Raw genomic sequence first — 14,722 nt, 5'->3', positions numbered from 1 at the left:
TCCTTTCAGACTGCGGGACAGCTTGTTTTGGGCGGCAAACGATAGTATTCGAGTTCCCGCTCAGCGGCGCAAATTTGCACACGCTGGCCCGGCGCGGCGATCCAGCAGCTTTCTTTTCCAAGACGTAAGCGGGATTGGTCGACTTGCAGGACGCCTAGTCCATCCGTGGTCACGATCATGGTAAAATCATTCGATTCCGTGCTGTCCTGGCAAGAATGCGATGCAAGAACCCCTCGTTCCATGCCCGTCAGCACGCAAATCGCTGATGGGTACAGTTGTTTCTTCGTCCCGTTAGTGTGCATATCCTCACCCATCACATGAGAATGATTATCATTATATATTATACGGGGACAAACGGGATTTGCCAAGCAAAAGAGCAGGTTCGGCTACGGCGAATGCCGCTTGTGGAAAATGGAAAAAAGCGAAGAAGGCGGCCCGAGACGCAGTTTCATCTGCCCCGGGCCACCCTCTTTCTGCCTGGCTCCCAGCTCGCCTAGACAACGGCTGGCTTTACTTGACGAACGTGTTGATAAGATCGTCTGCTTTCATCATATTGGCAATGATCGCGCCAGATTGCCAGTGCGTCCGGTTCATCTGGTACACATGCCCTTTTTTCACCGCCGGGACGGATTGCCAGAGCGGGTCCTGGAGAATTTTCAGCGCCTCTTTGTTTTCCGGGGAATCCTTTTTCCGGGATGCCCAACAGGTCGGCGATCTTTTTCAGGCGGCCAATCGTGTCGTTGCGCAGCTCGTCCGGCAGTTTATAGGTAGGCGCTACCTTGCTGTACTGCTCGTATTTCTCTTTATCCGCGCCTCCGTCGACGATAATCAGGTCAGGGTTGGCGGCAATCAGCGCCTCCATGCTGCCTGTAATGTCAAACGGCGGCACATCCAGGCCAAGGTAATCTTGTTTGCCCCATGCCGGGTGGTACCATTGGACGATCGGCGTCACGCCCAGGGCCAGCAAAAAGTCTTCCTGATAAATGGCCGCCACTCGCTGCGGATGAGCCGGAATCGTGACGTCACCGTACGCATCTTGGACGACTCTCGTTTCTGCCGATGCTTCCTTGCTGGCCGCTGGCTGTTGCTCGGCTGGCTGCTGCCCGCTCTCTGTGCCTGTGCCTGCAGCCTGCTGTTCCGGCGCTTTTTCCCCGCACGCGGCGAGTCCTGCCATTGCGATCAGCAAAACTGCCAGCCACGCGAATACGATTTTCCGACGATTTCTCCCCATGTTTTACCCTCTCTTCTTTTGCTGCTGATGAGCTTATGATGATTATCATTCTCACAAGCTTTTTCATCATCTTATGTGCTTCCATGAGGACAAACAATGCACGTTCTCCACTATTTTTTGTCCAAACTCGCGACAGCGCCCCGGCTTTCGCGCCTCTTTTTGGACAAAACGCAAAAAGCCGGATTCCCCCACGGAGCAATCCGGCCTGTTCGTGTTTCATTCGTTTTTTCGCTGGTGCCCGCCTACAGCTCTTTTGCCACCAGCCAAGTGACACCCTTCGCCTGCAACTCTTCGTTCCATTCCTCCGGGGCGGCCGCATCGCTAATGACCATGTCAATTTCCTTGAGGTCCGCCACTTTGCACAAAGTGCTGATCCCGACTTTGGAATGGTCGGCCAGCACGATGCTCTCATTGGCATTTTCGATAAAATGCTTGGCCAGCTCAGCCCGCTCTGGGTCATAGCAGGTCAGGCCCTTGTGCAGCAGCACGCCATCCATGGAAAGAAACGCTTTGTCGACGTAAAACGACTTCATCATCTTCTCGGCAAACGGACCGCCAACGCGGTAATGTTTGGCGTTCACCCTGCCGCCCAAAAAGTAGACCTCTGCGCTGAGCAGGCCGTTCAGCCCCCGCCGCCTCCAGACCCTGCGCCGCCTGCGCCATGCGCTCGCCCGCTTCTGCCCAGCGTCCTTCGCGCTGCATTTCCTCGATCTCGGCAAAATCGACGGAGTAGAGGATCGTTTTGGCGGAGTGCAGCCCGCCCAGCTTTGGTATTATCCCCTCATGGTAGACAGTGAAAAAAGACCTCATGGTATGATGAGATCAACACTGTTGACCGGAGGGGATTTTCTTATGCCGCCACGTAAAGGGCAAAAACAGCAGCAATATGACGAAGCAACGAAGAGCGAAGCAGTACGTTTGCGGGTTGAGGAGCATTGGAGCTACCCAATGATAATGGAGAAATTAGGCATTAAAAGTAAGACGCAGATTCGGGAGTGGGTACAGAAACGGCAAAACGGTGAAACGTTTGAAGACTATAGAGGGCGATGGATCAAGAAGTATTTCAGCAGTCTAGAGGAAGAGAACAACTACTTGAAAGCGCAGGTCGAATACCTAAAAAAGCTCAATCCAAATCTACACGGGGAGGGAAGTTGGATAAGCAAACCCGGTTTAGGACGATCGAAGAAATGAGTCGCAAGTACGCTGTGGTCATGCTATGCGAAATAGCGGAGGTCTCCCGGGCGGGCTACTACAAGTGGAAGTCGACGGAGAAGGTTCGTAAGGTACGTGTGGAGCAGGATGCCGACCTAAAGGAACATATACTGGCAATTCACCGCATTCGCCCATACTTTGGGTATAAACGAATGCGCACGGCTCTACGCAAAGAGGGACTACAAGTAAATACGAAGAAAGTTCGCCGACTGATGCGAGAATTGGGCATCCGCTCAGTGATCCGCAAAAAGCGTCCATTTGCCGGCCGCAAGCCCTCCATCGTGTTCAACAATGTCCTTAATCGCCAGTTCGCTGCGGACGAGGCTAGAAAGAAATATGTAACCGATATTACCTATATTCGAGTCGTCGATGACTTCATTTATCTGTCCGTGGTCCTGGATCTGTATAATAACGAAACGGTTGCTTGGGAAGTGTCGGAGAGAAACGATCTTGATCTTGTGCTGTCTACGGTGAAGCAACTGGGTAATGGAGATGCGATCCTGCACTCCGACCAAGGATTCCAGTACACTACCAAGACATACGCAAATCTGTTGCAAGAACAAGGGCTAACCGGAAGCCATTCCAGACGGGGGAACTGCTTCGACAACGCTTGTGTTGAATCGTTTTTTTCACACCTGAAGACGGAAAAGTTGTATCTGGAGAAACCAAGAGATATAGCTCACGCTCGCAAACTGATCGCTGAATACATCGAATTCTACAATACAGAACGGTTCCAGAAAAAACTCGGCGACCTCTCCCCAGTCCAATACCGGGAATCGATCGCCGCTTAAGATAGCGTCTTTTTTTAGTGTCTACTTGACGGGGCTATGACCAGCTTTTCCTTGACCGTTTCGTTCAGCAGACGGTAGTAAACGAGCGACGACTCCCAACTCATGCCGCCGATCAGTCCGATAGTTTTCATAGCGCTACCTCCTTGTGGGCTTGGTTTATACTGGTTTCGCGAATTACGGAAACAGCTACGCATACCGATTGGTTGCGCTCGAGCAAAACCGACTACTGCTATCATCTGGTTATGTTGCAAAAGGAATTGACGAATAGCGAGCATCGGTTTGGCGGCGTTCATTTTGAGGAAATTCCGTAGCGAGTTATTTTTCCGGACGACTGCCCATAAGAAAACCGAGGTTCAACGAACAGCCCCTTCTCCCCGCAGCGGCATCCCGCTCGCCGTCCCTTCTGCGCCCACCTGCCGAAAACGCGTGTGCAAAATCTCCCGCGCCCTGCTCGTATCCAGCGAAGTGTCCAGCGGAATGCCTTTTGCCCTTGCTTCTGTATCGTCCAGGCGATCTTCTTTTACGGCAGCGGCATCAAGCCCCAGCGCGGCAGCCATTTTACGCGCAAACGAATAATAGCTTTCTTTTTGCGCAGGGCCGAGATGCAATGTCCCGACGTACGGGTTGCCCGCCAATTCCGCAATCGCTCGGCCCGCGTCCTGCACGTGGAGAAACGTCTTGTACAAATTGCCCGTGCGCACGACTTCACGGCCAGCCTCCAGCTCCTGGCGAATCGCCGCGATTCTTTTGTCCCACCTGCCACGGGAATTGCAGCCGTAGATCGGCCCAATGCGGGCGATGACGTGCTGATCGTGCCGCTCGCGGATGAGCGTCTCTCCGAACCATTTTGCATGCGAATAGCCTGCCAGCGGATTTCGCTCGTCCAATAGCACAGGCTGATCGTCCTCCGCAAAAGAGCCTGTCCCTTGCCCGAAAACGCCGTCTGTGGATAGGTAAATCAGCCTGCTCTTTGCCGGCAAACGGCCGAGCAAGGTCTCCATGCCTGCTGCGATCATGGCCTGCTCATCGGCGGTACTCATCAGCGCCCAGATGGCGACATCCGGCGCAAACTCATCGAGCAATGCCGCAAACGCCGCGGAATCGGTCACATCCATCTGCACCAGGCCAGCATCTGAAGCTGGCGAGGAACAGTACGTCCCGACGATCTCGTACGTGCCAATCCGCCGCAGCTCCTGCCAAATCTGCGCCCCCAAATAACCGCTTGCCCCCAGCAGCAAGACGCGGTGCTTGTTCATGCCAGCGCCCCTCTCTTCCTTTTCCAGTATGATCCAAGTCTACTATACTTTTGCTGGCCGCGTGAACAAAAAAAGCCAGCCGCGTTGCGTACCATAGCACACGCCAAATCGCCCCCTCGTCCGCAAAAATGGTCAAGCTCCCTACGCCACTTGTCCAAGCACCTCGCTGTCGCTCGCATAAAGTATGGTAACGAAAGAGCAAGGGGGGATTTCCAATGAGCAGCAAAAGACGGCACAAGGCCAGACAACGCCGCAGGCGGACTTTCCGGCTCACGCTTCGTCCCGGCGACCGACTGATTGTAACGGTTCGCGGCGGCCGCGACGACTGATCCACTGCAAAAAAGAAAGCCATGATCTAGTTGTTTCAGATCATGGCTTTCTTCGCTTTTCGGACGGGACGGTCAAGCTTTTGCGTCTGTTTGTTGCAGTTGGGCGTGCGGCGCGTTTTTGTCCATCATGTACTTGCCGACGAAAATAGCGGCGACCATCAGGTACGAGTAGACGAACTGCATGGACGGCTCCAGCGCGAAGCCGACAGTCGGGGAGTGGATGATGCCGAACACGGACAAAATCGCCCCCGCAGCACCAGCGACAGCGCCGCGCAACGGCCTGTCCGTAATCGCAAAAATCGCGATGCAACCCCAGACCATGCTGCTGATCGGCGCGCCGTTGCCGAGGTGAACCAGGCCGTTGTAGTACACGCCTTTGTTCGCCATGACGGCAGCCCCGACCTGTGCGCCTGTCGTTCCGGCGGCAGACAGCACGTTGTTGGTCAAGGTCAGCGCCCAGTTTGCGATCCACGGGAACATGCAAGTGAAAATGACCGGAACTTCCAGCTTCGGCGTCTCGCGCACGACCTGATTCGCCGTGACGATTCCGATGTAGACGAGAATCGGCACGATCGCCGCCACCGGGATGACCGCGAGCAAAAAGGCGCCGATCCCGAACAGGGAAATAAGGAACATCGACAAGCCTGTCGCGACCGTGTAGCCGATTCCTGCGCCGAGCGACTTCCAGCCGGCATGTCCGACGTAGACCGTGACCGGGTACGGGTTGCCGCAGAAGCAGCCGATGATCGAGGAAATGCCGTTGGCGAGCATGACCTGTCTCGTCTTGTACTCGTCCCCTGCGGCATGCGCACTCTCGATGTTTTCCAGGTCAAAAATATAGTTGGCCAGCCCGAGCGGCACAGCAGAAGCCAAGTACGGCAGCGCGTGCGGAATCCCTTGAATCAGGCTGTCAATGTGCACCGTCGGCGGATTGAAGCCAAACGACTGCATGGAAGCAGCAATCGCGGCCCGATCTTGCAGGCCGAATGCCCAGGCGAGCACAGTGCCTGTCGCAAGCAAAAGGAAGCCTGTAGCTGCCTGTGGCCTTATGCATGGATCGTTTCTGTTGCCGCATGTTTTCCGGTGTATTTTACATCTTTTACAGCCAGGTCGTCTTGTCTTCCGCAGCGACGCGGCTTGTCACAGGCGCATCCGCTTCCGGATAGCCGATGAACAGCGTGCCTACGACCTTTTTGTTTTCTGGCGAGCCGAGGAATTGCATCAGGCGCTCGTCACGCACCAGTCCTACGCCTCGCGTGCGCCACACCATGCCCAGCCCGAGCTCCCGGGCAGCGAGCCACATGGAATGAATCGCGCAGCACACCGCGTACTCGTTGTCTTCCGACGAAGCTTCGTCGCCCGGAATCACATCGGCTGTCACGACGATAACGAGCGGCGTTTTTTCCAAAACGGCCAAAGAATCCTGAACGAGATTCGGCTTGGTTGGAAAGCGCTCCAGCAAAAACTCCTTGGCGATCGCCTCAAACCGTTGCTTCGCCTCTCCGCGGATGACGTAAAAATGCCACGGCTGACGCAAGCGGTCATTCGGCGCCAATACGGCGCAATCCAGCAAGGCCTTGATTTTTTCAGTCTCGACTTCTTTTGGAATATAGTTGCGGACGGCTCTTCTCTCTTTGAGTGCTTCTACTACGGACACGTCTGTTTCCTCCTCGCTCTCTTTCGCTTGCACAAATTTCCCATTTCATTATATATAATGGCTCGCCGATTCGTATAGAAAGCGGGGCGAGTTGCGCCGGAAGACCTGGGCGCCTCACCTTGCATGGATTGCCCGCTCGGCCTTAGCTTCGAACTCGTCTAGCGAGCGCGGCTGGGGAGCCATCAGAACGGACGCCTCACCTTGCATGAATCGCCTGATGAGCCTTGGCCACGTCTTCTTTTTTGACGTAAATATCGTACTGCGTCCGATTGTCGCGGGGAAGCATGCCCGCACTGTCACCGAAATAATTGCTTCCATATGAATGCGAACGGGTCCGAAACCGCACTCCGTGGGCAGACAGCTTGTGCACGATTTGCAAATATTGCTCGTGGCCAAACGCCGTATAGATCAGGCATTTGTATTTGGAAAAGAGAGTGAGGAAAAAATTCATCGCTGCCGCTCCTTTCTTGGGTCAAGCCCGTTGCTGCCATACTGCGAGCTTGTATAGACCGGGTTTGTCTTTTTTTCCAGTCCTGCACGTTTTTCGCTGGGCACCTTGCTGACATAGCTGCCGGAGCCGAGACGCATGACGATATACCTGTCTTCCTGAAGCAGCAAAAGCGCCTGCCGCAAAGTCATCCGGCTGATGCCACGCATGTGGGACAATTCTGATTCGGACGGAAGTTTGCTGTTTTCAGGATAAAGGCCGTTTTCGATCATGTTCAAAATTTCCCTGTACGCCTTGATATATCTCAGAACTTTTTTGTCTTTTTGCCCTTTTGTCGGATTCGCGATAAGAAGCCACCTCTTCTCTTCATCAGGCGCTCAAGCAAAATAACCTTTTCTCTCCTCATTATATGCCCGATGAAAGCAGTCTATCAAATGGCTGAGCTAGATTCGCCGTCACATGTACGGTTGAAAAAAGCGGCTGCTTCCGCCCAATGACGGAAAACAGCCGCTGGATAAACAGACATGTTCTTGCGGATTGCGGGACGAGCGGGCAAAGCCGCTCTACAGCTCCATTACCGGAATGCCATTCGTCCCCCGGACTGGCTCGATTCGCTGGCCCGCCGAGCGGACGAGCGTGTAATACTCGTAGCAGCCGATGACCGAAAAATCGCCGTCGATGACGCCCGGATAGGCGCGGTTGACGGAATAGACCTGGCTTTGGTGGGCGCGCAGCGCTTCCCCTTTTTGCGTCCGGTAGTCGGTGATGTCTACTTTGCCGGTGATGGGAACAGCAGGCTCGGGGCCGCGATCCGGGCAATGGTCGTAGTAATGCGGGATCGAGACGTAGTACAAATCCGGATATTCCCCGCAAGCAAGCTGCTCCTCTGCCTGCGCGACAGCCAGCGTCGTCGCTTTGCAGGTGACAATGTGATCGGGGTGGCCTGTCACGCCGTCTGGCGGAAACGTGATGACGACGTTAGGCTTCCACTCCACGATTGCGTCGCGAATTTTGGCGGTCAGCTCGTGCAGATCGGCATGTTGCAGGGAGCCGTCTGCATAGCGGAGCAAATCAAGGCGCTTGATGCCGAGCACTTCCGCGGCCTTTGCCAGCTCCTGCTCCCGGTGACGGGCCAGCTTTTCCCTGCATTCAATCGCAAACGGTCCGGAGCGCCCCTTGCAGCCGGACGTAATGCACAATAGGCGCGTCTCCTGGCCTTTTGCCTTGCATTTGGCCAGTGTTCCCCCGCAGGCGAACGATTCGTCATCCGGGTGGGGAAAAACGACCATCACTTTTTTCATTTCAGGCACCTCACTTGCTGCCGGATTGACGCTCCAAATACGCCAATCCTTTTGCTATGACACCGTAGATCGGTTCGTTTTGCGCGTTTTCGATGACGACCTGGGCAGCGTAGCGCTGGACGTGCTCCACGACGATTTTGCGGACGCGATCGTCGTTTTGCAGGACGCCGCCCTGCATAATCATCTGAAACGGCTTCGTCTTCATGTCCAGCGCCTCAATGACAGCGCGAGCCGCAGCAAACAACTCTTCGCCCGCCACCTGCAAAATGTGCGCTGCCACCTGATCTCCCGCGAGCGCCGCCTGGCTGACCAAAGGAGACAGCTCGCCTACTTTTTCTACGGAATAGTGCTCGCTGTAGGTCCAATTGAACAGCTCGTCGACGCGCGCAAGCCCTACGTGCGGGAGTAGCAGCTCCTTCAAAAGCGTCGGCTCGCCGCGGCCGTCTGCTGCCCGCAGCACAGCCATGATCGCCTGCTTGCCGATCCAGTAGCCGCTTCCCTCGTCGCCGACCCGATGGCCCCAGCCTCCGGCGCGTGCCGTTTCCTGCGCCTCGTTGACGCCAAAGGCGATGGAACCTGTCCCGGCGATGACGAGGATGCCCGGCTTGCCGCCAGTTGCGCCGAGCAAGGCGGCAAACCCGTCGTTTTCCACGATGAGTTGGTGGACGCGAATGCCGAGCTGATCGAGCACTTTACTCACCATTTGCGAGATCACCCGCCGATCGTGCTCCGTGTCCAGACCTGCGATCCCGAAAACGGCGCAGTCCACTTCCCATTCCAGCTCGCCTGCGCCCTGTCCCGAGACAAACGGGGGCAAGGTGCCGCGCCCTGCCGCATCCTCCATCGCCTGGCGAATCGCTGCGACCAGCTCGCGAGCAGCCGCTTCTTCTCCGATTCCTTGATAATTGCAAGAGCCAGAACGGCCTTGGCCGACTTCTCTTGCCGCTCGGTCCGCGAGCACCGCCAAGCATTTGGTGCCCCCTCCGTCCACTGCCAGAAGAGGTATTCGCACCACTGCCATTACCCCACACTCCATTCGGCTGTCATCTGGTCGAGCCTGTTCATTACATCTGTGCAGGCTTGTTTTTTCGCGACAAGCCATGCGTTTTCCTGCTGGAGAACGGCTCTGCGCTCAGCGATTTGCCGCTTGATTTCTTCCGGATTCGGGCCGCCCGGCAGCTTGCGGATCATGACAAAGTGCACCGGATCGAGTGCCAGTCGCAGCTCTTCTGCCGTAATCGACAGCTCTCGTCCAATCACGTCCACCGCCGCACGGTTGACCAGCGCAAGGCTGATCTGGTTGGCCAAAAGGTTGGCGCTGGTCGCTTCCTTGACCACGCGGCTCACGATGTGATGCGCCTTGCGGAACGAGAGGCGATCTGTGCGCACCAGTGTATCCGCAAGCTCCGTCACGGTTGCGAAGCTGCCTTTGGCTCGTTCCAGCAAAACGTCCTTGTTGACTTCCATCGTCCCGACGACGCACGCCATCAGGCGGTACATCTGCTCCAGCACGGCCATGCTTTTCCAGGCGTACGGCTGCATGTCGTCTTCGGTGTCGACGATGTCGCCAAACGGCGTGTTGTGCATCATCGTCAACACAGTCGTTGCATTTCCGGCGCTGCTGGACAACAGCGAGCGCATATGTTCAAACGAAACCGGATTGCGTTTTTGCGGCATGATCGAGCTGATCTGCACGTACGGGCTTGCGACTTTCAGCGCGCCAAACTCCTGCGTGCACCAGAGCAGCATATCCTGGACTGTGCGCCCCAGGTTGATCGCAGCCAGTTGTACCGCCGTCGCCACCTCGCCCAAGTAATCCGCGCCGCAGACGGCGTCATACGAATTTTCCACCAGTTCGTCAAAGCCGAGCAGTTCGCGCATCCGCTCGCGGCTGATGGCAAAGCCGGAGGTCGTCAGGGCGGCGGCCCCCATCGGGGAACGGTTGACTGTCTGATACGCCTGGATCAGCCGCTTGATATCGCGGCCAAGCAGGTCTGTCGCCGCCATGATGTAATGCGCCATGGTCGTTGGCTGCGCCTGCTGGGTATGCGTATAACCGATCATGACCGTCTCGGCGTGTTCTTGCGCAAAAAGGAGCAAATGCTCTTTCAGATAGAGGGCAGAAGCGATCGTCACCAGCAATTTTTCGCGCAGCACCATGCGGTAGATCGTGATCCCCATGTCATTGCGGCTGCGGGCCAGGTGCAGGTTGCCAGCCACATCGGGGGCCAGCTCCAGCAAACGGCTCTCTACCTGAAAGAACAAATCTTCAAACTGCCCGGTATAGGCCGAGCGACGCAACTCTTCCGGCTCGATCCCGCAGAGCGCGCGGGCAATCTGCTTGGCCTCGTCGTCTGTAATCAATTCCGTCTCGCGCAGCATGATTAGATGCGCCTTGTTGATCGCCATCATCGGCTGCAACAGGTGGTGTTTGGCCTCGTTGAATGCCGGCTCCAAAACCGCCTCTACGTACGTCTTCCCCGGGAAACTGGCTCCCTCCTGCAAAAATATGCGTTCTCTGTAATCCATCCTACTCGCATCTCCTTCCCTGCCGATTGTTCAGCTACTCATTTTTCTGCGACGGATTCGTGTCTCTCTGCTTGATTTCGTGTGCCTCTCGCCCTCGGCAGAGCCCATTTTTCACCTCGGGCCTAGGAGACGACCGCTCCCGGTCGTCTCGCTCTTCCCAGGCAAAGCGCTATTATTTTGGCAAAGCGGCGCGCAGCTACTGCTGCAAGCTGACCATGTTGACGAACATGCGGATCGCTCCCGGCACGAGCGAAGGAATTTCGCGGTACCAGACCAGCGAGCTGTACGTGTACGTTCCTTTTCCGTACTTGGCGGTGAGGAATGTGCCCGTAAACTCTTTTTCTCCCGGATCGCCGTTTGCGATCAGCTCGGTGTATTCCTTGCCCCACTCGGACGGGTTGTAGGCCGAGCGGTCCTGAATCCAGTTGTTCCAGTCTTCTTCGGTTATTTTATTCGGCGTGTTGAACAAGGCGTGATCCGGTGCGAGCATCGTCACCGGCGAATTTTCGTCCGTGACGCGCCACTGGATCAGCGGCGTGCCGATCTTGATCGGATACGGCGCCAGCTCCGGCTTCCACTTGTCTTCCGGCTTGTGGTATTGCACGACGAGGTTGCCGCCGTTTTCCACGTATTTCAGCAAACGGGCGTTGCTCGGAATCAGCTCTGGCCGGAAGCCGTAGGCGCGGATGCCCAGCACAATCGTGTCGTACTGGCCGAGGTCGCCGGATTCGATGTCTTTGGCCGTCAGGTTCGTCACATCGACGCCCAACTGGGACAAATACTGATCGATGTTGTCAAAGCCGCTGGAAACATACCCGACCTTGAGTCCCGCTGGAACTTTCAGGTCAAACGCCTGAACGTTGAGTGTCGCTGGCTGTACGAAATACGTCGTGCCGATGTGCGGGTAACGGATGACTTGCGCCCCGTGACGGCTTTCTTTGCCGCCGCCTGCCGCCACCGCCGTAATCGTGTAAGGAGCCGGCTTGACGGAAGCGGACGCTTTGATTGTAAAGGCTACCGACTTCGTTTCTCCTTTGGCGTCAAAGGCGAGCGGCGCCGCTTTCGGCTCAACGCTCCACCCCTCTGGCGCTTCCAGCGAAATGCTCGTCTGGGCCGCACCCGGATTGTAGTTTTTCACTGTCACTTTCACCGGAATCGGATCTTGCGGCTTCAGCGTGTTCAGCACGGTTGCGTTCGGATCGAGCGTCATGGCGAATGCCGGGAGCACCGCGACCGCATCGGCTGGCAGCACATGGCTGTTTGCTGTCGAGCCTGCAAAGCTGTAGCTGACATCCGCCGTGATGGCCGGAGCTGCGTACGGCTGGAACAACTCCGCATGGCCAGGCACCGTTACTTCATAGGTCGTTTTCACCGTCTGGTTGTAGCCGAGCGACGGGAAGCTGGTGGCGGAAAGCGCCCTCGCCTGCCAGCCTTTCGGTACGTTCAGCGCCAACTTCACGTTGTTCACCTTGGCCTGGCCGCCGTTGTACGCGCTCACTGTGACTTTTGTCGTTTGGCCTGCGACCAGCTCATTCGTCTCCGGCTTCACTTTTGTCACGAGCGAGAGCGCTTCTGCACTCGCCTTGTTCAGTTGCGCCTGCTTTACGCCCAGACGGTGGAGCAAATCCGTTTTGGCAGCGGCGGGAAGCGAGGACGACTCGACATCGCGCAGCGCTTTTTGCACGTCAGCGAGCATTTCGTGCGCTTCCTTGGCTACCGCGGCAAAGCTCGGGTAGGCGGCAATGACTTCTTCTGCGTCTGTTTGCAGCTTTTTCAATTCATTGGCGACTTTTTCGCCGCCGGACTGACTGGCCGTTTCTTTGGCCAAATCGTCGAAGGTGTAGGCGATGCCTGCGAAAAAGTCGGCTTCCTTGGCCTTCGTCTCGACGATGGACTGATCCAGCTTGTAGTAGCTGAAGCTCGGCCCTTCGTCATAGTGGCGGCCCATGCCCTGGCTCTTGTGCATGAAGCGGGACTCTTCGCCCAGTTGTACGTAGGAAGCGCCGTAAATCTCGTCGTAGGCTCCGACAGGGACACTCACGGAGTAGTCTTTTTCCTGGGCGGGCACATACAGCTTTTTCACCTGCCACGGGGACAGACCTTCTTTCAACTGCTCGGGGAAAACGTTTGGATCTGCGGCATCCTTGAATGCCCGAACGGTAATGACGTTAATCGCGCGATGATGGCCGTGAGTCGAAGGTTCGTTCAAAAATGCGGGAATCACGACATCGGGTCTCAGGGTGCGGATTTTGCGGATCAGCCTTTCGTAAGCGACATCCTCGCCCCACTTTTCCAACGTTTCGTCAGGGCTTTTGGAAAAGCCGAAGTCGAAAATGGGGTCGTCAATCTTCTCGCTGAGGTTCTCCAGATGGATGTTCGTGATTTTGGAAGCTTCCTGCAATTCGCGGGTACGAATGATCCCCAGCGCGTTGCCCAGCTCGCTGCCAATCTCGTTTTGTCCTCCTTCACCACGGTTGGCGATGACACTGGATGTGTCTACCCCTTTGCCGAGCGACAAATAGGCGAGCATGGCACTGTGCTCGTCGTCCGGATGGGCTCCGGTATTCATCGCGCTGGCAATCGTGGTGAGCGGCTTGATCGCTTTCCACAGGTCGACGACTCCCCGATCGGCGTGCGCAGTCTGCGGCGCCAGCGGGATGACCAGACTGGTGGCAAGCGCGGCCGCGGCCGCAATCGTGTAAAGCTTGGCAAGTTTCCCCTTCCTCAATGAACTCTCCTCCATTCCCTTTTACGATTGATGTCTATATCAATCATGGCGGTCTGTACGCGAGTGCTTCGTTGCTGCTGCCATGGATCGACCCACGATAGATTGGAGCTGTTCAGACGAATGGCCTTTTGGGCTTACTGCTTCTGGCTAATCATGTTGCGAACAGGCGGAACGCCCCTGGCACAAGCTGCAGAATCTCGCGGAACCAGGCGAGAGAGCTGTAGGTGTAGATGCCTTTACCATAGCGGGCGGTCAAAAAAATGCCGCGAAACTCCGGCTCGCCCGGATCGCTGGTGGCGATCAGCTCCGTGTATTCGCTGCCCCAGCGCGAAGGATTGTATGCACCCAGCCGTCCCAGTCTGCCTGGGTGATCCGATTCGGCTCGCAAAACATCGGGTGTTCGGGCGCGAGCATGCGGACGTCTGACTGTTCATTGGTGACCCGCCAGTCGATCAGCGATTCGCCGATGAAGATCGGGTACGGCGCGAGGCTGGGCTTCCACTTGTCCTCGGGCTTGTGGTACTGCACGACGAGATTGCCGCCGTTTTCTACATATTGCAAGAGACGATGATTGTTCTCGATCAGCTCCCTGCGGAAGCCGTAAGCGCGAATGCCGAGCACAATCGTGTCGTAGCGGGACAAATCGCCCGACTGGATCTCGTCTGCGTCGAGGTTGAGACAATGCACGCCGACTGCGCGCAAATATTTGTCCATGCTGTCAAAGCCGCTTGCGACGTAGCCAATCCGCCGATTTTCGGGGATCGCCAAGTCGAAAGCCTGGACGGTAAGCTTCGTCGGGCGAATAAAATACGTCCGGCCGACATGCGGATACTCGATCACCTGGACGTCCCGGGCACTCTCTGCCGCGCCGTCCGGCCGGGTTACTTGCGCGAAAACTTCGTACTTGCCGTTTTCGACCTGTGGTCCCGTCTGCACCGTAAACGCAATCGTCCTCGTTTCGCCGCGAAAAGCAAACGGCACGTCGATACACTCCGGTTCTGCCGTCCAGCCTTCCGGTACGACAAGCGAGACTTTTGCCGTCGTGCTACCTGGCCGATACTGCTTCAATGTTACTTTTACCGGAATAGGCTGCTCCGTATGCAGCGTGTTGCGCACGACGGCTGAAAGAGTCAGCGTCAAGGAATACGGCGGGAGCACGGTAATTGTAGGTCGGGCCTTGATTCGCTGCACTCCACGTGAAGCGCCTCCTTTTTCGCCAGGTAGAGTGTGATGCCACGAG

At 56.4% G+C, this 14,722-nt stretch carries 12 protein-coding genes and 4 pseudogenes; 1 reads left to right on the top strand and 15 read right to left on the bottom strand.

Annotated features, from left to right (window positions below):
* Positions 1-5: 5 nt before the first annotated feature.
* From BA6348_RS08930 to BA6348_RS27980, 4 genes and pseudogenes are all read right to left on the bottom strand, one after another.
* Positions 6-302, bottom strand: a complete 297-nt coding sequence (locus BA6348_RS08930; RefSeq protein WP_129552184.1) for a hypothetical protein — start codon at positions 300-302, stop codon at positions 6-8.
* A 208-nt stretch (positions 303-510) separates the two neighbouring features.
* A pseudogene (locus BA6348_RS08925) lies at positions 511-1,231 on the bottom strand (ABC transporter substrate-binding protein).
* Positions 1,232-1,473: 242 nt separating this feature from the next.
* Positions 1,474-1,812 (bottom strand): DeoR/GlpR family DNA-binding transcription regulator, encoded by a 339-nt coding sequence (locus BA6348_RS08920; RefSeq protein ID WP_237716684.1) that lies wholly within the window; start codon positions 1,810-1,812, stop codon positions 1,474-1,476.
* Positions 1,813-1,852: 40 nt separating this feature from the next.
* Positions 1,853-1,999, bottom strand: a pseudogene (locus tag BA6348_RS27980) (aspartate racemase); the annotation flags it as partial.
* An 84-nt stretch (positions 2,000-2,083) separates the two neighbouring features.
* Between BA6348_RS27980 and BA6348_RS08910 the strand changes: the two are divergent.
* Positions 2,084-3,234 (top strand): IS3 family transposase gene (locus tag BA6348_RS08910; protein ID WP_423734672.1). Its coding sequence is split into 2 segments (ribosomal slippage): positions 2,084-2,342 and positions 2,342-3,234, totalling 1,152 coding nucleotides; the frame shifts between segments, so codons are not numbered across the junction.
* 41 nt (positions 3,235-3,275) lie between these two features.
* Here the strand turns inward: BA6348_RS08910 and BA6348_RS08905 are convergent.
* The 11 genes and pseudogenes from BA6348_RS08905 to BA6348_RS08855 form a co-directional block, all read right to left on the bottom strand.
* A pseudogene (locus BA6348_RS08905) lies at positions 3,276-3,365 on the bottom strand (aspartate racemase); the annotation flags it as partial.
* 222 nt (positions 3,366-3,587) lie between these two features.
* On the bottom strand, positions 3,588-4,490 hold the full coding sequence (locus BA6348_RS08900) for a sugar nucleotide-binding protein (RefSeq protein WP_005828541.1): 903 nt from the start codon (positions 4,488-4,490) through the stop codon (positions 3,588-3,590).
* A 401-nt stretch (positions 4,491-4,891) separates the two neighbouring features.
* Positions 4,892-5,839: a hypothetical protein gene (locus BA6348_RS08895; protein WP_122953368.1), complete on the bottom strand. Its 948-nt coding sequence runs from the start codon at positions 5,837-5,839 to the stop codon at positions 4,892-4,894.
* Positions 5,840-5,918: 79 nt separating this feature from the next.
* Complete coding sequence (locus BA6348_RS08890; protein ID WP_005828545.1) at positions 5,919-6,476, bottom strand: nitroreductase family protein; 558 nt, start codon at positions 6,474-6,476, stop codon at positions 5,919-5,921.
* 196 nt (positions 6,477-6,672) lie between these two features.
* Complete coding sequence (locus BA6348_RS08885; protein ID WP_005828547.1) at positions 6,673-6,927, bottom strand: hypothetical protein; 255 nt, start codon at positions 6,925-6,927, stop codon at positions 6,673-6,675.
* A complete protein-coding gene (locus tag BA6348_RS08880) occupies positions 6,924-7,196 on the bottom strand; it encodes a GntR family transcriptional regulator (protein ID WP_242507467.1) in 273 nt (90 codons plus the stop codon). Before BA6348_RS08880 ends, BA6348_RS08885 begins: the two co-directional genes overlap by 4 nt.
* A gap of 291 nt (positions 7,197-7,487) precedes the next feature.
* Positions 7,488-8,225, bottom strand: a complete 738-nt coding sequence (locus tag BA6348_RS08875) for a PIG-L deacetylase family protein (protein ID WP_005828552.1) — start codon at positions 8,223-8,225, stop codon at positions 7,488-7,490.
* Between the two features lie 10 nt (positions 8,226-8,235).
* The gene (locus tag BA6348_RS08870) at positions 8,236-9,246 is read right to left on the bottom strand and encodes an N-acetylglucosamine kinase (RefSeq protein WP_122953367.1); all 1,011 of its coding nucleotides are present in this window, start codon (positions 9,244-9,246) and stop codon (positions 8,236-8,238) included.
* Positions 9,246-10,754, bottom strand: a complete 1,509-nt coding sequence (gene argH, locus BA6348_RS08865) for an argininosuccinate lyase (protein WP_005828556.1) — start codon at positions 10,752-10,754, stop codon at positions 9,246-9,248. Before argH ends, BA6348_RS08870 begins: the two co-directional genes overlap by 1 nt.
* Positions 10,755-10,950: 196 nt before the next feature.
* Positions 10,951-13,482, bottom strand: a complete 2,532-nt coding sequence (locus BA6348_RS08860) for an NEW3 domain-containing protein (protein WP_122953366.1) — start codon at positions 13,480-13,482, stop codon at positions 10,951-10,953.
* Between the two features lie 134 nt (positions 13,483-13,616).
* Positions 13,617-14,643 (bottom strand): annotated as a pseudogene (locus BA6348_RS08855) (hypothetical protein); the annotation flags it as partial.
* Positions 14,644-14,722 lie beyond the last annotated feature (79 nt).

The organism is Brevibacillus agri, assembly GCF_004117055.1.
Classification (GTDB): domain Bacteria; phylum Bacillota; class Bacilli; order Brevibacillales; family Brevibacillaceae; genus Brevibacillus; species Brevibacillus agri.
Note: the sequence above shows the minus strand (reverse complement) of the source record. Positions and strands in the feature narration are given on the sequence as shown.

Bases quoted from the DNA above. Each gene is read 5' to 3' on its own strand.
- BA6348_RS08900 (WP_005828541.1), bottom strand. From the start codon at position 4,490: ATGAACAAGCACCGCGTCTTGCTGCTGGGGGCAAGCGGTTATTTGGGG.
- argH (WP_005828556.1), bottom strand. From the start codon at position 10,754: ATGGATTACAGAGAACGCATATTTTTGCAGGAGGGAGCCAGTTTCCCG.
- BA6348_RS08870 (WP_122953367.1), bottom strand. From the start codon at position 9,246: ATGGCAGTGGTGCGAATACCTCTTCTGGCAGTGGACGGAGGGGGCACC.
- BA6348_RS08930 (WP_129552184.1), bottom strand. From the start codon at position 302: ATGCACACTAACGGGACGAAGAAACAACTGTACCCATCAGCGATTTGC.
- BA6348_RS08880 (WP_242507467.1), bottom strand. From the start codon at position 7,196: ATGATCGAAAACGGCCTTTATCCTGAAAACAGCAAACTTCCGTCCGAA.
- BA6348_RS08885 (WP_005828547.1), bottom strand. From the start codon at position 6,927: ATGAATTTTTTCCTCACTCTCTTTTCCAAATACAAATGCCTGATCTAT.
- BA6348_RS08875 (WP_005828552.1), bottom strand. From the start codon at position 8,225: ATGAAAAAAGTGATGGTCGTTTTTCCCCACCCGGATGACGAATCGTTC.